Origin of the sequence: Rahnella sp. ChDrAdgB13 (genome assembly GCF_017655185.1) — a bacterium.
Lineage (GTDB): Bacteria > Pseudomonadota > Gammaproteobacteria > Enterobacterales > Enterobacteriaceae > Rahnella > Rahnella contaminans.
The window spans coordinates 1-21,238 of sequence record NZ_JAEMGT010000050.1 but is presented as its reverse complement, the minus strand read 5'-3'; the positions used below and the strand labels follow the sequence as shown (position 1 = coordinate 21,238).

The 21,238-nt window shown below is 53.9% G+C and carries 18 protein-coding genes; 7 read left to right on the top strand and 11 right to left on the bottom strand.

Annotated elements, in window-relative coordinates:
- Positions 1 to 177: 177 nt before the first annotated feature.
- The 5 genes from J8X26_RS14725 to J8X26_RS14705 form a co-directional block, all read right to left on the bottom strand.
- Complete coding sequence (locus J8X26_RS14725; RefSeq protein ID WP_208951250.1) at positions 178 to 963, bottom strand: anti-sigma factor; 786 nt, start codon at positions 961 to 963, stop codon at positions 178 to 180.
- Complete coding sequence (locus J8X26_RS14720) at positions 960 to 1,415, bottom strand: RNA polymerase sigma factor (RefSeq protein ID WP_244370591.1); 456 nt, start codon at positions 1,413 to 1,415, stop codon at positions 960 to 962. Before J8X26_RS14720 ends, J8X26_RS14725 begins: the two co-directional genes overlap by 4 nt.
- A 79-nt stretch (positions 1,416 to 1,494) precedes the next feature.
- Positions 1,495 to 2,037, bottom strand: a complete 543-nt coding sequence (locus tag J8X26_RS14715) for a tetratricopeptide repeat protein (RefSeq protein ID WP_165060832.1) — start codon at positions 2,035 to 2,037, stop codon at positions 1,495 to 1,497.
- A gap of 31 nt (positions 2,038 to 2,068) precedes the next feature.
- Positions 2,069 to 2,647 carry a cytochrome b gene (locus tag J8X26_RS14710; protein ID WP_165060829.1) on the bottom strand — a complete coding sequence of 193 codons (579 nt, stop codon included), beginning with the start codon at positions 2,645 to 2,647 and terminating at the stop codon, positions 2,069 to 2,071.
- A gap of 91 nt (positions 2,648 to 2,738) precedes the next feature.
- The gene (locus tag J8X26_RS14705) at positions 2,739 to 3,797 is read right to left on the bottom strand and encodes a GGDEF domain-containing protein (protein WP_208951249.1); all 1,059 of its coding nucleotides are present in this window, start codon (positions 3,795 to 3,797) and stop codon (positions 2,739 to 2,741) included.
- Between the two features lie 271 nt (positions 3,798 to 4,068).
- Between J8X26_RS14705 and J8X26_RS14700 the strand changes: the two genes are divergently transcribed.
- Positions 4,069 to 4,815, top strand: coding sequence for a flagellar brake protein (locus J8X26_RS14700; protein ID WP_208951248.1), 747 nt, complete (start codon positions 4,069 to 4,071; stop codon positions 4,813 to 4,815).
- 23 nt (positions 4,816 to 4,838) lie between these two features.
- Here J8X26_RS14700 and J8X26_RS14695 read toward each other — a convergent pair whose 3' ends face one another.
- Positions 4,839 to 5,597: an SDR family NAD(P)-dependent oxidoreductase gene (locus J8X26_RS14695; RefSeq protein ID WP_165060824.1), complete on the bottom strand. Its 759-nt coding sequence runs from the start codon at positions 5,595 to 5,597 to the stop codon at positions 4,839 to 4,841.
- Positions 5,598 to 5,722: 125 nt separating this feature from the next.
- On the opposite strand from J8X26_RS14695, the gene J8X26_RS14690 reads away from it, so the two are divergent.
- From J8X26_RS14690 to J8X26_RS14675, 4 genes are all read left to right on the top strand, one after another.
- Positions 5,723 to 6,622 (top strand): LysR family transcriptional regulator, encoded by a 900-nt coding sequence (locus J8X26_RS14690; RefSeq protein WP_208951247.1) that lies wholly within the window; start codon positions 5,723 to 5,725, stop codon positions 6,620 to 6,622.
- 84 nt (positions 6,623 to 6,706) lie between these two features.
- Complete coding sequence (gene yhjD, locus J8X26_RS14685; protein WP_152323646.1) at positions 6,707 to 7,831, top strand: inner membrane protein YhjD; 1,125 nt, start codon at positions 6,707 to 6,709, stop codon at positions 7,829 to 7,831.
- Positions 7,832 to 8,118: 287 nt separating this feature from the next.
- Positions 8,119 to 9,441 carry an MFS transporter gene (locus J8X26_RS14680; protein WP_208951246.1) on the top strand — a complete coding sequence of 441 codons (1,323 nt, stop codon included), beginning with the start codon at positions 8,119 to 8,121 and terminating at the stop codon, positions 9,439 to 9,441.
- 60 nt (positions 9,442 to 9,501) lie between these two features.
- The gene (locus J8X26_RS14675) at positions 9,502 to 10,269 is read left to right on the top strand and encodes a CDP-diacylglycerol diphosphatase (protein WP_208951245.1); all 768 of its coding nucleotides are present in this window, start codon (positions 9,502 to 9,504) and stop codon (positions 10,267 to 10,269) included.
- A gap of 37 nt (positions 10,270 to 10,306) precedes the next feature.
- Here the strand turns inward: J8X26_RS14675 and J8X26_RS14670 are convergent, their stop codons facing one another.
- Together J8X26_RS14670 and pdeH are read right to left on the bottom strand one after the other, a co-directional pair.
- A complete protein-coding gene (locus tag J8X26_RS14670) occupies positions 10,307 to 12,361 on the bottom strand; it encodes an AsmA family protein (protein ID WP_208951244.1) in 2,055 nt (684 codons plus the stop codon).
- Between the two features lie 212 nt (positions 12,362 to 12,573).
- Entirely contained in the window at positions 12,574 to 13,350 is a 777-nt protein-coding gene (gene pdeH / locus J8X26_RS14665; protein WP_152323650.1) for a cyclic-guanylate-specific phosphodiesterase, read from the bottom strand.
- 277 nt (positions 13,351 to 13,627) lie between these two features.
- Here pdeH and J8X26_RS14660 point away from each other — a divergent pair, with 277 nt between their 5' ends.
- On the top strand, positions 13,628 to 13,831 hold the full coding sequence (locus J8X26_RS14660; RefSeq protein ID WP_208951243.1) for a 2-hydroxymuconate tautomerase family protein: 204 nt from the start codon (positions 13,628 to 13,630) through the stop codon (positions 13,829 to 13,831).
- A 199-nt stretch (positions 13,832 to 14,030) separates the two neighbouring features.
- Positions 14,031 to 14,969 carry a sugar kinase gene (locus J8X26_RS14655; protein WP_208951242.1) on the top strand — a complete coding sequence of 313 codons (939 nt, stop codon included), beginning with the start codon at positions 14,031 to 14,033 and terminating at the stop codon, positions 14,967 to 14,969.
- Positions 14,970 to 15,581: 612 nt separating this feature from the next.
- Here J8X26_RS14655 and J8X26_RS14650 read toward each other — a convergent pair.
- The 3 genes from J8X26_RS14650 to hmsP form a co-directional block, all read right to left on the bottom strand.
- Positions 15,582 to 17,087 carry a pitrilysin family protein gene (locus J8X26_RS14650; protein ID WP_208951241.1) on the bottom strand — a complete coding sequence of 502 codons (1,506 nt, stop codon included), beginning with the start codon at positions 17,085 to 17,087 and terminating at the stop codon, positions 15,582 to 15,584.
- A 317-nt stretch (positions 17,088 to 17,404) separates the two neighbouring features.
- Positions 17,405 to 18,697, bottom strand: a complete 1,293-nt coding sequence (locus J8X26_RS14645; RefSeq protein ID WP_165060806.1) for a dicarboxylate/amino acid:cation symporter — start codon at positions 18,695 to 18,697, stop codon at positions 17,405 to 17,407.
- A gap of 236 nt (positions 18,698 to 18,933) precedes the next feature.
- Positions 18,934 to 20,916 (bottom strand): biofilm formation regulator HmsP, encoded by a 1,983-nt coding sequence (gene hmsP, locus J8X26_RS14640; RefSeq protein ID WP_165060803.1) that lies wholly within the window; start codon positions 20,914 to 20,916, stop codon positions 18,934 to 18,936.
- Positions 20,917 to 21,238: the final 322 nt, after the last annotated feature.

The window sequence follows — 21,238 nt, the reverse complement described above, 5'->3', positions numbered from 1 at the left end:
AGGACAATAATGGGGAGTAACGAAAACCGCGGTGAACAACGACAAATCAACCACACAAATGTTACCGAATACTCATATTATCGAGATTTCGTAAACAATTTAACATCGTCGTTACGTGCATTAAAAATAGTTTAATACTTTAAATAATTACATAAGTTAGTTTCGGAGAGAAACTACTCAGGCGAGATTAGCCCGCAAAGCCGCGGCCTGCGCCGCCATAACGGCTGCGGGACTGTGGCCGATCAGCATGAAGTTGTAACCCGCCTCGCGCCAGTAAACGACGTTCATTTTTTGCCGGATTTCACTTTCCTGCGCCGTATTATTCCGGTGTTCGCTGCGGGTAATGCACAGCGCCATCGGCCCGTAGCGCGCATCAAGGTAAGTGATCTGCGCAATATCGTAGTCGTCGTAATGCAAAATACGGGCGTTTTTCAGCTCAGCGCCCTGCACTTCCAGCGCTGCCGGGCTGAGCCCGATGCCCATCGTTTTATGTACCCGCGCCAGCTGAATTTGCTGTTGTTCAGCAGAGTCATTCACGTCCGCCAGCGTCTGCGCGGTGTACAGCGACATGTAATCCGCCACGCGATCACGCCAGTTGTCTTTGGAAGATTCACCGGAAAGCAGCGCGGAATAGCGTCCGGCGAGCAGCCCGACGGCCATAAAGCTGACCGACGCCGCCAGCAACGCACGGCGGCTGAATCCGCGCGAACGGGCAACCGGTGCATCCGGTATCGCGTCCAAAGCTGCCTGCAAACGCCCCACCGGCGCGTCCTGCAACATCGACCCGAACGCATCGTGGAAAGGCAAATTGCTGCGCGCCATCTGCTCCAGACGTCCGGCCAGCAGGTCGTCTGCGGCGAGCCGTGCATCAAACTGCGCCCGCTGATTTTCGCTCAGCCGGTTATCGAGGTAGGCGACCAGAACTCCATCGGAGAATGGCGCTGGCGGGATTTCGCGGGTCATTTTTTCTCTCCCTGTTGTGACTGAGCGCCGGAACCGGTGTCTTTTGCCAGCGAAAGCCGGGCAGCCGCCAGACGGCTCATAATGGTGCCAATAGGCACTGACAGCGTCATTGCCGCTTCCTGATAGGTAAAACCTTCGACATACACCAGAAACACCGCGTTCCGCTGGGCTTCCGGCAGGGCATTCACCCGCTGCATCACCTGCGTATGCCAGTGCCGGTCTTCAAAAGAGAACGCATCGGCGGGCATGTCGGTTTCACTGACATCGACAAATCCCTGCCCCTGGCGGACGTGCTGCGCCCTGAGTTCGTTGACCCATATGGAATGCAGAATCGAAAAGAACCAGCGATCGGCACCGGCGCGATCAACCACCTGCGCGCAGCGTTCAAGTGCCCGCACGCAGGTCGATTGCACCAGATCATCTGCCACGTCCGGCTTGCGCGATAACACCATCGCGTAACGCCACAGACGCGCCAGACACTGACTCAGTTCATGACGTAAGTCGGTGGGTGAAATTTTGCGTTTCCCCGTTTCAGGATTCAGGATGTCCGTCGATAGCCGCGCTCAGATCGCGATACTCTTCGCAGCCGGTGCCGCACAGGCCTCTGATGGTCGCCAGTTGCGCTTTCGCGAGATCAGGACGCCCTTTAATCATATAAGCCTCGCCGAGATATTCCCGGACTTTGGCGTAATTTGCGTCAATCGCAATCGACTTCTGATAATAGCGGATGCCTTCGTCGGTACGCCCGAGTTTGCGGGTGGCGTAGCCGCGATAGTTCCAGGCTTCTTTGGTGTTCGGGTCTTTCAACGTGTCGAGCACCGTCAGCGCTTCCTGATACCGGCCTGATTTCGCCAGATGATAGGCGTACTGGGTTTTGTCCTGATCGGAAATCATGCCGCCTTTATCCACCATGCAGCTTTTGGTTTTGCTGTCGTAGATTTGCCCTTTCGGGCAGTCCGGCGTTTTTTTCTCATCAGAATCATCACCCATCGCGTGCGCGGCGACACTGAACATCAGCAAATTACCCGCCAGACACACCACCGACAACGCCTGAATCACTGTTTTTGTCTTCATAGTTTTTGTCTTCCTGTAGGGGAGAGATTATTTACGGGCGGCTGACGCGGCCCGGCAGCATGCGGCGCAAAATGCCGTCGCGGAGAACGTAGTGATGGAACAGTGCGGCCAGCGCATGTACGCCCGCCAAAACAATCAGCGCCCAGGCCACATTGTTGTGTAACGTGCCGAAGGTTCGGGTCATCACACTGTCGAAATTGAAAACGTCAGGAATGGGGAAAAGCCCGAAGAAGTAGAAAGGCTCGGCCTGAGACCAGCGGAACAAAAAGCCCAGCACGATCTGCGTGACCAGCAAGATGTAGAGCGCCAGATGGGTCAGATGCGCCGCCGCTTTCATCATCACCGGCATGGCGACAGGTTCCTGTTTGCTGCGCCCGGTGCTGACCGTAAACAGACGCCAGAGCAAACGCCCGAGGATAATCGCCGCCAGTAAAATCCCGACAGAAATATGCACGGATTGCAGCCCTTTGCGCAGCGGCGTGCCGCGCTCAAGCACTTCCCAGATATGCGCGCTGGCAAACAGAAAAATGACGCACAGCGCCGTCAGCCAGTGCAGAAGAATGGTCAGCCCGTCGTAACGGTGGCGGGAAACAGAAGTGGAAGTTTGCATAAAAAACGGTGCCCGTAAGTGTTCGATATGAGGTAAACACCTGAGCACCGCATTTTATTCGGTATGAGGGAAAAATAATTTTCAGAAATCGTTAAACGCTGGTCGTCCGGTTGCGTCCGTTGGTTTTGGACTGATACAGCGCACTGTCGGCCACAATGATATTTTCCTGCCAACTTTTGTCTGGCTGGTAGTTCGCCACGCCCAGCGATACGGTGATCTTGAAGGGTTCGCCGTCGGCGTTGGTAAAGACCGTGCTTTCGACCGCGCGGCGGATACGCTCACAGCATTTCACGCATTCGTACGTGTTGCCGCTGGCAATCAAAATCACAAATTCTTCGCCGCCAAAACGCGCCAGAACGTCGTCTTTTCGCAGCATCATCCGCGCCACATTCGCCACGCGCACCAACACGTCATCGCCGATCGCATGCCCGTAGGTATCGTTCACTTTCTTGAAGAAATCGATATCCAGCATCGCCAGTCCGAATCCGCTGTGGTTTTTCTGCACCGCTTTCAGGTGTTCTTCCAGCCCCATACGGTTAAAGGTTTTGGTGAGGAAATCCATCGACGAGTTTTCTTTCTCGCGGAAGAACGCGCGCACGTAGCGGAATTTACCTCCCAGCCCGTGGTAACAGATAAACATGCAAAAAAGCGTGACCAGCTGGTAGCCAAGTGAACTCCAGATAATTGCCCAGGAATTCAGATAAGGGGCCGAGACAATCAGCCGGATCACGAGGACTATCGACGTCGCAATAGCGAAGGTACGGATGTTGTTGTCGCGCCATGGCCGGAAATAGCAGATGCCCGCAATCATCACCGCGACAAACAGGTTATCGATAGTGAACATTCCGGTGAGGAAGAATTTCAGCATAAACCCACAGAGCACGCTGAACCAGCCGACGTAGAACACGCAAATCACCAGCGGGATCATCTCAAAGCTGTAATACACCGTGCCGCTGAGTCGGAACAAATCGCGATCCAGAAAAGCCGCCACGGCGCCGCAGAGCACTCCGAACAACACACGCTTGTAGAGTGGGGAGTTAGGCCCGAGCGGGCTGTCGCTGCTGAGGAAAAAATAGAAAAACACCAGGCTGGCGTAAGTCACGCAAATATTAATGTAAAGCGCATCCAGCGACTTGATCACTTGTTCCATACAACTCCTGAAACCCGTTGCGAACCGGACAACAAAAAATCCGTGACAAGGGCGGAAAATAACCTTCGATAGTGTGAAAGATAGCCTATATATAAAGTGAAGACGGCAGCAACTCCGGCCTGTCTTCGGCGGAATTTCATCTTAAGCCGGAGAAAATACCCGTTATTACACATTAAAGTTTTGTTTTGAATAACCGATATCCGTAATAGGCACTTTTTATTTCGAGGGCTGTACGAACATATTGTGATCATTGCATATAGAGGTGTGGCAGGTGAGCGAAGTATCCCGAGAGTCGTTTGCTAAGCGGAACACGCTGGCAATCTTGTCCGTACTGCGTGACTTGAAGAAGAACCAGACGCTGGTCATGGTCAGTCACGCCCGCGGGCAATTTATCAGTAAAATTTTGGACGTTGATTCTGACAACCATCAGTTTTTGTTCGATCTGGGCAGCTCAGATTATGAAAACGGTCTGGCGATCAATGCCGGGACGCTGAACTTTGTCGCGGAACCTGCCGGTGCGAAAGTGGAATTTGCCTGCGGTCAGGTACGTCAGGTGACGTACGAAGGTTTGCCGACGTTTACCTGCGACATTCCCCCCGTTCTGTATTTTATCCAGCGCCGCGAGTATTTCCGCGTGAACGTTCCCTGGCTGCCGGATTACCGTTGCAGCGGAAAGCTGCCGGATGCCTCAGAGTTTGCCTGGCGCGTGCGCGATATTTCCCTCGGCGGTCTTGGCCTGGAAATTGACGGCACAACGCCACCGGAAATGGCTTCCGGCGCGGTGCTGAAAGATTCGCTGATTCAGCTGGCGGAACTCGGCTCGTTCAAGCTGGATTTGCAATATATCGGCTCGATGCCGCGTAAATCTGTCAGCAACAAAGGCGAAACCGTCAGCACGCAGCGGCTGAGTTTTAAGTTTCCGCATTTGTCGCCCGCGCTGGAACGTGACCTGCAACGGGCGATTTTCGAGCTGGAAAAACAGCAACATCTCAAAGCCAGGCGTTTCCAGGAAAGTTAACGTTCAGATCTGACAGAAACGGCTCAGATAAACATTCCGCCCGACGCTTCTACGCGCTGGGCGTTCATCCAGCCAGCTTCATCGCTGAGCATCAGCGCCACCATCCCGCCGATATCATCCGGCAAACCGGCACGCCCGAGTGCGGTGTTCGCGGAGACAATCTGGTTCACCTGCGGATTGTCACGCACCATTCCGCCGCTGAAATCCGTTTCAATCGCTCCCGGTGCCAGAACGTTGGCGGTGATACCGCGCGCGCCCAGCTCTTTCGCCTGATAACGCGTCAGCACTTCGATTGCGCCTTTCATGATGGCGTAAGCCGAAGAGCCCGGCAGCGCAAACCGCGCCAGACCGCTGGAAATATTCAGAATACGGCCACCGTCGGCCATCAGCGGCAACAGTTTTTGCGTGAGGAAGAACGGCCCTTTCAGATGGACATTCATCATCAGGTCAAACTGTTCTTCGGTGGTGTCAGTGAACGCTTCATGCAGCCCTACGCCCGCATTGTTGACCAGAAAATCAAAAGTCTCGCGCTGCCAGACCTGCTGAAGCTGCGTTTTCACATCAGCCACAAACGCATTAAACGAACCGGTTTCGCCGGTATTGAGCGCTAAAGCCACCGCCTTTCCACCTGAGGCTTCCACGTTCTGCACCACGGCTTTCGCCGCGTCGATCTGACTGTGGTAAGTGAAAATGACGTCTACCCCCTTTTTCGCCAATTTTTCAATGGCATTCCTGCCTAAACCACGGCTTCCGCCGGTTACGATAGCGATTTTACGATTCATTTCAGACCTCATTGGCATTTGGTAGGTTTTCGTTGTTTAAAACACAGCCTATTGGACTCCCCTGTAATGATAAATAGTCCATAATGAGTTTCACTGTCTCAAAACCAACAACAATCGGGCAAAATGTGGATAAAATTCAATCAATGAAGGTTTTCGTTCGCGTCGCGGAACTGAGCAATTTTACCCGCGCCGCCGAAAGTCTGGGATTACCCAAAGGCAGCGTGTCGCGGCTGGTCCAGCAACTTGAAATCCGCATGTCCGCCCGTTTGCTGCACCGTTCCACGCGCCGCGTTCAGCTTACGCAGGACGGTCAGGTGTTTTATCAGCGCTGCAAGGAACTGCTTTCGAGCATGGACGAACTCGAATCGATGTTTCAGTCGAACCCGGCGAGCATCAGCGGGCGGCTGCGCGTGGATATGTCGGTCGGCATGGCGACGCATCTGGTGTTGCCGCGTCTGGCGGAGTTTCTGAACCGCTATCCGGCGCTGGAAATCGAACTGAGCAGTACCGATCACCGTGTGGATGTGGTGCGCGAAGGGTTTGACTGCGTGGTGCGCAGCGGCGCGTTGAAGGATTCCGGCCTGATCGCCCGCCCGCTGGGGCATCTGAGCGTGATTAACTGCGCAAGCCCCGGTTATCTGCAACGCTACGGCACGCCGGATCATCCCGATCAGCTTGCGCAGCACGCGATGGTGCATTACGAACAAACGCTCGGCAGCCATACGTCTGCGTTTGAATATCTCGACGGCAAGCAGGTGAAAACCGTCAAAAGCGGCGGTGCGGTGACGGTCAACAGCACGGAAACCTATGTTTCAGCCTGCGTGGCCGGTCTGGGGATTATTCAGGCGCCGCTGATTGGCGTTCGTAACGCGCTGGCGGGTGGCCAGCTGGTGAGTATTTTGCCGCAGTTCCGTGCGCCGCCGATGCCCGTGACGCTGGTTTATCCGCACCGCCTGAACCTTTCGCGGCGCGTCAAAGTCTTCATGGACTGGCTGACAGATATAACCCAAACGTTCATTGCCTGAGCGGTTAAATCCGCCGGATATCACCCGGACGGCTCAGGCGTCTATACTTAAGACTGGATGCACTTTTAAGGACAACATGGATCAATGCCCATTATTTCTAAGCAAGAACCGGTAAAACAGGAAACACCCGCCCCGCTGATTAACATCAAAACCGGCAATTCGACGGTGGATAAAAACATCGGCAGATTCTCACGGCTGGTGGAATACGTTCAGTCCTGGGGCTGGGTCGCGCATTTGCTGCGGGCCACGGAACGTTTCAACGATCGTCTGGGCAGCCAGTTTGGTGCGGCGATCACCTATTTCTCGTTCCTCTCGCTGATCCCGATTCTGATGGTTTCCTTCGCCGCCGTGGGTTTCGTGCTGGCGTCCAATCCGGATCTGCTGGCCGGTCTCATCAATAAAATCGTGAACAGCATCAGCGACCCGAATCTGGCGAATACGCTGAAAAGCACGGTCAATACGGCCATTCAGCAACGCACCGCCGTCGGGTTATCCGGCCTGCTGATTGCGCTGTACTCCGGCATCAGCTGGATGGGAAATCTGCGCGAGGCGATCCGCGCGCAGTCGCGTGACGTCTGGGAACGCAATCCGCAGGATCAGGAGAAGATTTACCGCCGCTACATTCGCGATTTTATTTCGCTGACCGGGCTGGTGCTGGCGCTGATCATCACGCTGTCGCTGACGTCTATTGCCGGTGCGGCGCAAAAAACCATTGTGGATGCGCTGGGGCTCGGCGGTATCGAGTGGCTGAGACCGGTGATGACCAGTATTGCGCTGGTAATTTCCATTGCGGCCAACTATCTGCTGTTCCTGTGGATTTTCTGGATGTTGCCGCGCCATAAACCGCGCAAGAAAGCCCTGCTGCGCGGCACGCTGCTGGCGGCGATTGGCTTTGAGGTGATTAAATTCGTGATGACCATGACACTGCCGAAACTGGCCACCTCGCCTTCCGGCGCGGCGTTCGGGTCGGTCATTGGCCTGATGGCGTTCTTCTATTTCTTCGCCCGCCTGACGTTGTTTGTCGCCGCGTGGATTGCCACCGCGAAATACAAAGATGACCCGGTAATGCCCGATCATGGGAAAAAAGGCGCAAAAACGGCCAAAACGACATCGGGAAACGACAGCGAATACACGCCTGACGACCTCATCGTGCCAGATGAAATGCATATAACCGCCGTTAACTCTGGAAAAGAAGTCAAAAAGCAGTGAATAACACCAGATAGCACTTCTCACTGCCCTTAAAACCAGAATAACTGACTAATGGCCGTACTTTTATTTCACGGTTTTGCAGTCAGTTACTCTGAATTTGTTCCATTGAGCAAACTTATGATTTGCAAACGGGCAACGCCAAAAAAGATTCCCCCGATCCCGCCCGAAATGCCGTTTTTAGGCATTTCTCCCTCGTTGAAAACCCGTCTGGCTGTGCATAAGATGCCCTTTCACCACACATTTATTTACAAACCCTCTATTTCATCAACAACAAATAAGAAACACTTATGCAAGCCTCCATCGCTCAAGAATTAGAAGCTGACGCCAACCTGGTGAATCAGAACTCACGCGGAAAAGTCATCGTTGCGTCGCTGATCGGGACGGCCATCGAGTTTTTCGACTTTTACATTTATGCCACCGCTGCGGTGATCGTGTTCCCGCACATCTTCTTCCCGCAGGGCGACCCGACGGCCGCCACGCTACAGTCGCTCGCCACTTTCGCTATCGCCTTTATTGCGCGTCCGATTGGCTCCGCGCTGTTCGGGCATTTCGGCGACCGCGTAGGGCGTAAAGTGACGCTCGTGGCGTCCCTCCTGACCATGGGCGTTTCCACCGTTGTCATTGGCCTGCTGCCGACTTACGCGACGATTGGCGTTTTCGCACCAATGCTGCTGGCGCTGGCGCGTTTTGGTCAGGGTCTCGGTCTGGGCGGCGAATGGGGCGGCGCGGCATTGCTCGCAACGGAGAATGCGCCACCGAAAAAACGCGCGCTGTACGGTTCTTTCCCGCAGCTTGGCGCGCCGATTGGCTTCTTCTTCGCTAACGGGATGTTCCTGCTGTTGTCCTGGCTGCTGACCGACGAACAGTTTATTTCCTGGGGCTGGCGCGTGCCGTTCCTGCTTTCTGCGGTGCTGGTGCTGGTTGGCCTTTACGTGCGTGTTTCCCTGCACGAAACGCCGGTCTTCGCTAAAATTGCCAAAGCCGGTAAACAGGTAAAAGTGCCGATTGGCACGCTGTTCACCAAATACAAAAAAGCGACCCTGCTCGGCACGTTCATCATGGTGGCAACATATACGCTGTTCTACATCATGACCGTGTATTCACTGGGTTACGGCACAGCAGCGCAGCCCGCCGGCCTGGGCATTCCGCGTAATGAATTCCTGCTGATGCTGATGATTGGCGTGGTCGGTTTCGGCGTAATGGTACCGATTGCCGGTCAGCTGGCGGATAAATTTGGGCGTCGCAAAACGATGATCTGCATTACCTTGCTGATGATTGTTTTCGCACTGTGCTTCCCGACCATTCTCGGTTCAGGCTCGCAGGCGCTGGTGATGGTCTTCCTGCTGTGCGGTTTTATGGTGATGGGGCTGACGTTTGGTCCGATGGGCGCGCTGCTGCCTGAACTGTTCCCGACAGAAGTCCGCTACACCGGCGCATCCTTCTCCTATAATGTGTCTTCGATACTGGGTGCGTCCGTCGCGCCGTACATCGCCACCTGGCTGGCAACTCATTACGGGTTGTTCTATGTGGGCGTTTATCTGGCCTTTATGGCAACGCTGACGCTGGTCGCGCTGCTGCTGTCCAAAGAAACTGCCCATCAGTCGCTGTAACTGATCCGGACACCGTGCCAGGTTTTTCGCCTGGCACGGTGCCTTCTGCGAAGGTTTCTTATGCGTTTACGACGATTAGTTTTGCCTGCCCTGCTCCTGCTTATCATCATTGCCGCCGCTTTCTGGTATTTCTGGCCCCACTCTTCCAATCCTAACGCCTTGTGGAACATCATCAGCAAAAAATGCGTGCCGAATCAGCGCAGCACGGGCAAACCCGATCCCTGCGCGCAGGTGGATGAACAACACGGATTTGTGGTGCTGAAGGATCTGAACGGGCCATTGCAGTATTTACTGACGCCCAGCACGCGGATCACCGGTATGGAAAGCCCGGCGCTGCTGGAGCCGGAAACGCCGAACTTTTTCAATCAGGCCTGGAATGCGCGGCATTTTATGGCGGATAAATACGGCAAACCGATTGATGACAGCAATATCTCGCTGGCGATTAATTCACAATACGGACGCTCGCAGAATCAGCTGCACATCCATATTTCCTGTCTGTTGCCGCAGGTAAAAACTACGCTGGCCAGAGAGGGCGCGCAGATGGGATACAACTGGCAGGAACTGCCGGACAAACTGCTGGGCCACACGTACCTGGCGCGTAAAGTGACGCCCACCGAGCTCAATGAGAAAGGCGCGTTCAGAATTCTGGCGCAAGGCGTGCCGGACGCAGATAAAAAAATGGGCCACTTCGGCATGGCGATGGTCAGCCTGCCAGGCGGCGACTTCCTGCTGCTCGCCAGCGAGCGCGATTTACTCAAACTCAACAACGCCTCGACCGAAGAAATCCAGGATCATAGCTGCGCAGTACTGGATCCGGTGCCCCGGTGAAATCAGCTCCTCCCTTTCGCCGGGAGGAGCGTATCAATCACTTCTCCTTCATCTGCTGCAATATCGGACCGCACTGGTTTTCTTCGTTGTCGCTTGGGGAAATCAGTGCGAGCAATGCAGCGGCCGGGGCGACGACCGCGCCGAGCGCGACGGCAGCAGCGCCACGGGCGATCAGCGGGCCGGGTTTTACACCGGCGTCCGGATTTTTATACGTGCCGCGGACATACAGCGGTGAACGCAGCGTCAGAATACGCACGCCCTTGCTTTCGGGGTTGATCGACAAATCCAGACGTTCCGTCGCCATATTGGTGCTACCGGTAATGTTGATCACCGCATTCTCGGTATCGAACACAAACAACCGTGGCGTTACCAGCCCGTTTTTGACGTTCACGTTGGCGGCGGCGCAGTTGATCGCCACTTCGTCATCGCCGAACAATTTGCTGACCACGTAGTTCCCCACGTTCAGCCCGGCCAGTTCCATCAGACCCCGGCTGATCACGCCGTCGTTGATGAGAATTTTCATGTCGCCGTTGCTGGTGCCGAGCAACGCGGCCACCGAATTCCCGGTGCCGGTCAGCGTCGCATCGCCGTTGAGATCGCCCAGACTGCGCTCCATAGACTGAACGCTCGGCAGCAACTGTTTCAGTTTCAGCTTACGCGCATGAATATCCGCACGCGCCTGCATCGGCGATTTGTCGCCCTCCAGCCGGATGGTGGAGTTGAGATTACCGCCCGCCACGCCAAAACGCAGAGGGTCGAGCAGAATTTCGCCGTCGGTGAGTTTCAGGTGCGTGCTTAAATCGCTCAGCGGCAGCGATTTACCGTGCTCAATACGTTTGGCGCTAAATTTCACATCCGCGTCCATCACGCGCCAGCTTTTGGTATCAAACTTCTCTACCGGCAGCACTTTGTCAGAAGGCTGACGGGTCGTTTCGCCACGTTTCGCTTTATCCGTATTGGAATCAGCCCCGATCAGCGGCGCGAGATCGGCAAAACGCAGCTGTTTGGACACCACGTCGCCGGTCAGTTTTGGCCTTGGTTTGCTGGCCTCATAGGTCAGCGAGCCGTGAATATCGCTGTCGCCAATCTCGCCGTTAAAGTTCTGATAACGGTAAATGGCGCCGTTCTTCCCGTGCAATGTTGCCGACAAATGGCCGTCGGTAGAATACGGCGGCGTTTGCGGCAGCAGGACGCCGGTCAGACCGTACAAATCAGACAGCGTCTGCCCGGAGAATTTCAGGCGTAAATCCAGACCGCCGAGGTTCATCGGATCCTGCAATGTCCCGGCGACGGCTACGCGGGTTTTACCCGAACGCACATCCGCCTGTAACGGAAACAGCGCGTCAGGGTCTTTCAGCGCCAGCATTCCGCCAATTTTCCCGCTGCCCGACAGGGATTCGCCGTTGTATTTCCCGTCCACTTTCCAGCCAAACACGTAAGGCGGGGTTTTGGTTTTCGGCGCATCTTTCTTATCGCCGATCACTTCCGTAAACGGCAGCGGTTTACCCAGCGGATCAATCACGGCGCGGAAATCGGCTTTGAGTTTGGCGTCTTTATAGTCAATCTGCCCGCGATCAAACACGATATCGTTGAGAGTAAATGACCAGGCTGATGGCGGCTGCGCTGGGTCTTTGGTGTCGCTGTTAGCGAGATTGAACGTCCAGTTATTTTTGCCGTTATCCAAACGCAGCAGCGAGGCATCCGGCTGTTTCAGCCAGATGCGTGGTATCAGCACTTCTTTGTGCAGCAGCGCGAGCGGCGCAATGCTGGCATCAACGCGGGCGAGTTTCACCATCTGCGCGTCTTTTTCGCCGGTCTGAACGTCGGAAGGGTTTCCGAGCACGATATCTTCCGCATGGATGTGAGGCCAGGGAACCCACGCCCGCCAGCCCGCTTCATCTTTTTGCCGCGACCAGTCCACGCCCAAATCACCGCGGATCGCGAATTGCCGGTTGAGCTCAGTACTGACCTTTTGATTTATCGTGGGTTTGAGGCGGTTCCAGTCGAACATCGCGATGAAAATCACGATGGCAATCAACAGAATAACAATCACACCGACAACCCAGGAGATCACTTTACCTGTGCGCGTCATAACGCTGTTCCTTTCAAACAGTTAACGAATCCCAGAGTTTAACCATAGTTGAATTCGTCACAGCTTGCCGGAAACGGTCTGCATCAGGAGGGATAAAACGTGAAGAAGGGGCACTGATAACGCCTTAAAAATCAGCGTGATGATAATGCATCACACCACATCAACTCACCCGGCATTTTGAGACTTAGCCTCAGCGAGTTAGGTGTGATTCATTATCCTTTGAAATGTATTGGCAGATTATCCAGATGGTCGAAAACAACGGGTCGCGCCAGATAATAGCCCTGAGCGGCCAGCGCATCAGAATTACGCACCATCGCCCATTCAGCGGCGGTTTCGACCCCTTCGATAATGACGCCTTTGCTGTAGCGCTTCATCAGCGTCACCAGCGTGTAAAACAGGCGCGAGCCTTCTTCGCTCTGACCCAGCAGAATAAACAAATCGCGGGCAATTTTGATGTATTCGTAGTGCCAGGTGGTGAAGGAAGAGAAGTTGGCAATGCCCTGACCAAAGTCATCGAGCCACAACCGGTCGGATTGTTCAATCTGGGACAACGGAATGCTCAGCGCATGTTCAGCACTTTCGACCAGTTCAAAACGGACGTATGGCATCGCGTTGATTTGCGCTTGCAGCGCGGAATCAGACTGCAACATTTCCAGCACCTGACCATCGACGTTGATTGACGCCAGTAATTCGTTATCGATGAACAGATTTTGCCAGCGCTGCAACAGGTTAAGTTGTTCCTGAACGATTTGCAGGCGTTTACCGACAGCGATCGCGACAAAATATTCTTCGGGCGAAATGAATTTATGCGGGTTCGCAGGGTGGAAAACCCCGGTCAGCAATTCAATCCCCAACAGTTTTCCTGTAGTGCGATAAATCGGCTGAAAACGGTACACTCTCTGACATTGACGCCAGTAAGACTGTGCTTTTACGCGTTCGATAGCGGTAAAAGAAGGCGTAATCAGCCCTAACATCATCTTAGTTATCATATTTTTCTGCCGTCATGAATAAGAATCAGATCATCAGGGGACATGCGGCAACATGTGTTGCGTGACTACAAGGTGATTAGTAGCCCGATTTCCTGGCTTTCATTAGTAGAGATATCTATCGGCGCTGCGCGGGGAAACTTTAATCACTCCGCATTTCTCGCCGTTCTGCCCGCATAAAAAACCAAAAAGGCCGGCTGGCGGTTCTTTTCATCCGCTTCTACAGTGGAGAACTGACCGCACGTTATTTCCCTTTTGCTTACCCGATACGGAGAAAAAAATGCCCTACGTGAATATCAAAATCACCCGAGAAGGCGCAACCGTCGAACAAAAAAAGGCACTTATCGCCGGCGTGACCCAGCTGCTGGCCGATACGCTGGGTAAAAATCCGGCCACCACGGTTGTGGTCATTGATGAAGTCGATACCGATAACTGGGGGATCGGGGGCCGACCGGTGACCGAACTGCGTAAAGAAAGCCAGTAGCCTTCCCACGGTGATGCCCAGGTGGAAGTTCTGCTGCTTCCACTTTTACCCTCCTTTTATTTCATTTTTTCGCTTCCTGCCTAAAAAAATAAAACCTCGTTTTAATTTATTTGACTGACCGCATTCTTATGAAGAGACTAGAGCGCAATAATGACGGTCTTTTCTTTCGTTTTAATGTTTCAGACATAGGCCAGGTACAATGACCAGCAAAAATATTGCCGTTATCGGCGAATGCATGATCGAATTGTCTCAGAAAGGCGATGCCCTTCACCGTGGTTTTGGTGGCGACACGCTGAACACGTCTGTTTATATTTCCCGCCAGGTTTCGCCTGAAGCGCTGAACGTTCACTACGTGACAGCGCTCGGCAATGACAGTTTCAGCAATGAGATGTTACAGGCGTGGCAGCAGGAAGGTGTCCACACCGCGCTGACGCAGCGTCTGGAAAACAAACTACCTGGCCTGTATGTGATTGAAACGGACAGCACCGGTGAGCGCACGTTCTACTACTGGCGCAACGATGCCGCCGCGCGTTACTGGCTCGACAGCCCGCAATCCGAAGAGATTTGCCAGAAGCTGGCAGAGTTTGATTATCTGTATCTGAGCGGGATCAGCCTGGCAATTCTGAACGATGAAAGCCGTAAACGTCTGATGACACTGCTGCAAGCGTGTCGTTCACTCGGCGGAAAAGTCATTTTCGACAACAACTACCGTCCGCGCTTATGGGCGAACAAAGAGCAAACGCAGGCGGCTTACAACGCCATGCTTTCCTGCACGGACATCGCATTTCTGACGCTTGATGACGAAGATATGCTGTGGGGCCAGAAGCCGTACGACGAAGTGATAGCCCGCACCCACGCGCTTGGCGTCAGTGAAGTCGTGGTAAAACGCGGCGCTGACAGCTGCATCGTATCCAGCGCCGAAGGCGAACTGCACGACGTTCCGGCGGTTAAATTACCGAAAGAGAAAGTGATTGATACCACTGCGGCGGGCGATTCATTCAGCGCCGGGTATCTGGCTGTTCGGTTAACCGGTGGCAGCGCGGTGGAAGCCGCCGTGCGCGGGCATGAGACTGCGAGTACTGTGATTCAGCATCGCGGGGCGATCATTCCTGTGGAGTTTATGCCAGAGCGGGTATAAGGGCGGTTTTTCGCTTGCCAGCGGGGCTGCCAAAATTGACCGTGGGTATTTCGGTTTCTTTATTGCAGTGATCACTTAACTCGCTGCGCCGAAACCGCCCAAAAGGGGCCATGACGGGCCCCTCTTGGATCTCCCACGTCTTTTTACTGCGCGCTACCGCAGGCAAGACGGACATGTTCTGTCACTTAAGCGAGTGGCGCAAATCCTGGTGCTTCGCACTTCCTTCTCTCGGTCTTCGAGCCGCAGGTCTCGAAGCCGCTCCGTTCAGCAGGATTTTTGATCACGCCATTTTTAACTTTCTAAAAGCATATTGGTTTTGAATTTAAGATCGTACGGGCGTTTCAGAAAGCTTGCTGCGCGAGAGGTTCGAGACCTATGGCTCGAAACCCGAGCAAAGGTACCGCGCAGCGGCAAGATTTCCAGTCTGTCACTGCGGTTGCTGAAACATAGCCAGCGAGCGATAGCGCGGAGTGAAAAAGCGAGGAGAGATTAAAGAGAGGAAAAGCACTTTCCTCTCTTTATCGGTTTCGGCGCGGTGAGTTAAGTGAGCGCTGCACTTAAAAAACCGAAACTTTCACCCATCCTAACCGGGAATAAATAAGGGATTCTCCCTTATTGCGCACTCGCCGCCGCCGATGCCGCCGGCACATCACCCGCTGCCGGAGCGCTCTCCACCGGTGCCATCACTTTGTCATATACCGCCCGCAGTTCACCCGCATTCAGTTCTGGCTCACCTTTAGGTTGTGCGATAAGCATGGCAGGTTCGCGGGAAAGCTGTTGTTTCAGCTCCTGATTCAGCACCGGCAGCGTCAGCGTACTAAGGAACTGCTGACGCAATTGCTGATATTGCTCAGGCGCGATGTCGACAACGCCATTTTGCTGCGAGCGTAAACGCTGGCTCATCAGCACGTCGGTGTCGGTACGCGCGTAAGTGGCGAAAAGTTTGCTCAGCTGATCGTTCTTCTGCGCAATCAGCGCATCAAACTCAGCCTGAGAAATCCCTTTGTCACGCACGGCCAGAAGTTCTTTGGAAAGACGCTTGAACAGTTCGGTCAGCTTAGCCTGTGGCGCTTCAATACGAATAGCGCACTGCGCACGCTGATACTGGACGTTGCAATCAAAACCAAGGCCAGGGCCCGGTGTTGTGGCGTCTTTTTTGTTTTCAAAAGCGCTTTTCAGGGCTTCCTGAAGATGCCAGAACAGCGCTTCGCGGGCCAGATCACTGCGCCAGTAAGCGGCCAGCGCCTGCGAATCCTGAATCGGCTGCCACGCGTTATCCCACATTAATGAGAGACGATCTTGCGTCAGGTTGCCGTCCATCGTGGTCATGGATTTGGTGGTGACTTCCGACAACGTCGGCAACGTTTGTGGCGTCTGACGGCTGCCTTTCAGCGGCGAGAATGTCCGGTTGATTTGTTCACCCAGCGCGCGGCTGTCGACATTACCCACCACAAACAGCGTCATGGCGTCCGGTGTATACCACTGATGATAAAACTTCGTCAGGGCTTCGATATTGACCGGTTTGGTCGGCAGCTGATCCGGGCTATGCCCCACCAGCGTTGAGCCGACGATACGGGTACGCCACCAGGCATCCTGCGTATTTTGCGGCAATGAACCCACCGGATCCTGCGATTCCTGCCGCGCGGCGCTGACCAGCGCAGGCGTCACAGAGATTTTACCCGCCGTATTCGCCAGCCAGTTCAGCGCATCTTTCAGCAGCTCCGGGCGGTTATTCGGCAGGCTCAGGTTATACATCGTGAAATCATAGGAACTGACCGCGGGCGGCAATGGCCGTTGCGGATTGATACTTTGCTGCCAGAGTGATTGCAGCTCAGACGTGCTGAATCCTTCGCTGTGCATCAGCGCCAGACGCGGCAGGAAATGGGCGTAGCCCGCCTGCTGGGCAGATTCTGCCAGCGAGCCGGTGCGTACCACCAGGCGTAATTCGATACGATCGCTCGGACGTTGCGGCGTGGTCAGCAACTGCCAGGTAAATCCATTATCCAACTTGCCCTGCTGCCAGGCCGGGTCAGGTTGTAATGCTTCAGCTTGCACATGACTTGCGGCTGCTGCCAGCAACAATCCACCAACGAGTAAACGGATTTTGGTGCCCTGCATGTGAACCCCTACGTAATGACAATCTAATGTTCAAATATGCTGTCCTGCCGGTGCTGTTCGGCGAGCCCACAGGAACTGAATGCGTAAGTTAAGGACGTAAATTACAGCCCTTCGTTAGACCGCGCGTTTTTCGCAATGTCGCGCAGCCCGTGAAAATATTCTGGTAAAAAGCGCCGGAGGTGGCCTTTGAGGGAGTTATTATGAAGATAATCCACCGGTTACATCAAGTAACCGGTGGTTATTAGGGGATTTTGAGCCTAAATAAATGCGTTTTTTGGAACGGTTAGCGATATTTTCATCCGTTCAGAGACCATTATTCAGAAACCTGACGCCGATTTCTCAGCTTCCGTCAGACCTTTCTGACCATTCAGCGTCGCTTTTAACTGACCTTCGTCCAGCTGATCACACCATTTTGCAACCACGATGGTTGCCACGCCGTTACCCACCAGATTGGTCAGCGCACGTGCTTCTGACATAAAGCGGTCAATGCCCAGAATCAGCGCCAGCCCGGCAACCGGTAAGTGCCCGACCGCTGACAGCGTCGCCGCCAGAACGATAAAACCACTGCCGGTCACGCCCGCCGCCCCTTTCGAGGACAACAACAGCACGACAATCAGGGTGATCTGATGCCAGATATCCATATGGGTATTGGTCGCCTGTGCGATAAACACGGCCGCCATGGTCAGGTAAATCGAGGTGCCGTCGAGGTTAAACGAGTAGCCGGTCGGGATAACCAGCCCCACCACTGATTTCTTACAACCCAGACGCTCCATTTTATCCAGCATCCGCGGCAGCGCGGATTCAGAGGACGACGTACCCAGCACGATCAGCAGTTCTTCTTTAATGTAGTTAACAAACTTGAAGATGCTGAAGCCGGTAAAGCGGGCGATAAGCCCCAGCACCACGACCACAAACAGAATACAGGTCAGGTAGAAACACAGAATCAGCTGACCGAGCTGCACCAGAGAACCCACGCCATATTTACCAATCGTGAATGCCATCGCCCCGAATGCCCCTAACGGCGCGAGACGCATGATCATATTGATGATGCCGAAAATGACCTGTGAGAAGCTTTCGATGACGTTGAAAATCAGCTGGCCCTTGTGGCCCATGCGGTGCAGCGCGAAGCCGAACAGCACGGCAAACAGCAACACCTGCAAGATATTGCCACTGGCAAATGCGCCGATCACGCTCGACGGAATGACATCCAGCAGGAACGGAATAATGCCCTGGCTCTGCGCCTGCTCGGCGTAAACCGCGACCGCTTTGGCATCCAGCGCCGCCGGATCGACGTTCATTCCCGCGCCCGGCTGGACGATATTCACAATCACCAGGCCGATAATCAGCGCCAGCGTACTGACGATTTCAAAGTAGAGCAGCGCGATCGCCCCGGTGCGCCCCACGGCTTTCATGCTTTCCATGCCCGCAATGCCGGTCACCACCGTACAGAAGATGACAGGGGCGATGATCATTTTGATTAATTTAACAAAACCATCACCCAATGGTTTCATTTGAGCGCCGAGTTCGGGGTAGAAATGTCCCAGTAAAATTCCGAGGGTGATTGCCAGAAGAACCTGAAAATACAGACTCTTGAAGAGTGATTTTTTCATAAATACCCATCCTGAAGTGATTGCGCCGCCTTCTATTTTTGTAAGGTCAAAGGTAATGAGCGGCAGCAGGGAAATAACACACACACAACATGATGGAAATATTTCGTTTCGCACTGCAATAACGGTTCATGAAAAACCAGAGCGGAAAGCATTCAGCAATAAGTAATGTAATTAAAAAAAGTAAAGGAGGGGTAAAAAAGGCCGGACAGGAAGGGGTTTCCTGCCCTTTATCGGATTCAGGCGGGCTGACAGAATTTCTCTTCGAACTCTTCTTTAGAAAGCGGCGCAGAGAATAAATAGCCCTGCCCGAACCGGATATTTTCTTTCAGCAGCCACTGGCGCTGCGCTTCGGTTTCAACGCCTTCTGCAATAAGCTGAATATCCATCGCGCGGCCAATTGAGGCCACAATGTTTACCATCACTTCGTCTTCCGGCAGAACGCTGACGAAACTGCGGTCAATTTTGATCACATCGATAGGTAAAGAACGCAGGCGGTTGAGATATTCCAGCCCGGAATAGCCCAGGCCGAAATCATCCAGTTCAATCGAGACGCCCACGGCGCGGAGTTCGCTGAGCAACAACAGCGCGCGATCCAAATCATCAATGCGCGCCGTTTCGGTGATTTCCAGCACCAGCTGACCCGGATTAATTTTGTAGCGACTGAGCAGGCTGCGCAGTTCCGGCAGGAAATTACGCTGCTGAACCTGGACGCCGGATAAATTCACCGAGAGCGGTAAGGTAATGCCGCGCTGTTGCCAGTCGGCAAGAATGCCGCAGCCCAGTTCGAGGATTTTGTAACCCAGCATGCTCATTACGCCGATTTCTTCGGCCAGCACGATGAAATCGCTTTCCAGACCATAACTGCCGTTGGCCATTTTTCTGCGCAACAGGGCTTCAGCGCCCAACACCGTGCCGGTTTCCATATTGACCTGCGGCTGGATGAACAGCGTGAAATCGTTCTGTTCCATCGCGTGCAGAATTTCATTTTCCTGCAACAGGCGTTTCTGAATTTTCTCAGTGAGTTCCGGTTCGAAAAACAGAATCTGGTTTTTGCCCTGCTGATACGCCGACACTCTGGCCGCACGGGCATTCGCCATCAGCTGCTGTGCGGTCACCGGCGTTTCGCCCGTGTGCTGAACAATGCCGATGCTGCCGGTCGGATGCAGGGACATATTCCCGGAATCGCTTTCCTGCGGCGCATTAATGCGTTCCATGATTTGTCGCGCAAGGCGCATCGCCATAAATGGCCGTGGCACATCGCCCGCCAGCAACGCAAATTCGTTGTAGCTCAGACGCGCCAGCAAACAGTGTTCCGGCAGCACATCCATAATAGAAGAGATCAGCGGGCAGCTGACATGGCCGTCGTCACGCAGGCTTTCAATGCCGATCAGTAGCAGGTGGAAGCCCTTTTCCGGCTCCGACGAATGCAGCCGGTGTTGAAGGCGCAGCATAAACTGCTCGGCATTATTGAGGCTATCTTCCGCGGGCAGCAGCGCGTCATTCATGCTTTGCTGCGCTTTTTCCAGCTGCTGCTGATTACGGTTATAACTGCGCACCAGCATGCCAATTTCATCGTCTTCATGGCGCTCCGGCAGCACCAGCTGGTGATAAGGCACTTCACTTTCCGGCAGCGATTCCAGCTCTCTGGCAATGGTGCGCAGCGGTTTGACGATCAGGCGGTTCACCACCCAGCTCACCGAGATGGTGAGGATCAGTGACAGCAGGAGATAGGTTGTCAGCATGGTCGACAGCGCGCTGACGATAAACTGATACATGCGGTACGAATCCGCCTGAAGAACCAGATACGCCAGCGGCTTGGGGGCTTTAGGGCTGGCAGCCGCAGAATAAAGGGGAACAGAAATGGTGACGGGCAGATTGAAACCGCGGGTAACCCACTGCGGCACCGGTCTGCCCGGCGGGAAATGCGTGTGCAATGCAGCAATCTGATTAGGCATCACGACGTCGGCACGGCTCAGAATCCCGACCGGTTGCAGGGTATTGAGAATGTCCTGCGTTTCTTCCAGATCGACATCGAGCACCGCCTGCGACAGCGGTTCGCGGACAGAATGTGCAATATTTTCAAGTTGCTGGGCGTAATCGTCCCTCCGCTGTTGCACAAAGTGAAACAACTGGATGACGATAAAAATACAAATGGTGACTGCAGCAATACTGGATACCGCCGCCATCTGTTTAATCGTTAATGAACGCCTGACCCGCAACTTATTTCTCCATCAACTGCCGGGCTGATTTGCCCCGCATACACTAACAGGAACGGTACTTCTGCGCAGTATACCTCATAACCGGTTATTTCGAGGTGAAACACAATGTTTTGGCTATAAAAAACAACACGTTTGAACGTCAGCATCTACACTCATTATTCACAAGGGTATTTCACTGACGAAAAACATACATTACGGGTCGTAATTGAATACTTAGCAACGTAAGAAGATCCTAACATCAACTTAACTAATGGGCTTTGTTGAATAAATCGAACTTTTTGCCGTAATCAGGATCAGATCACCACATTCTCGATCCTGTAGC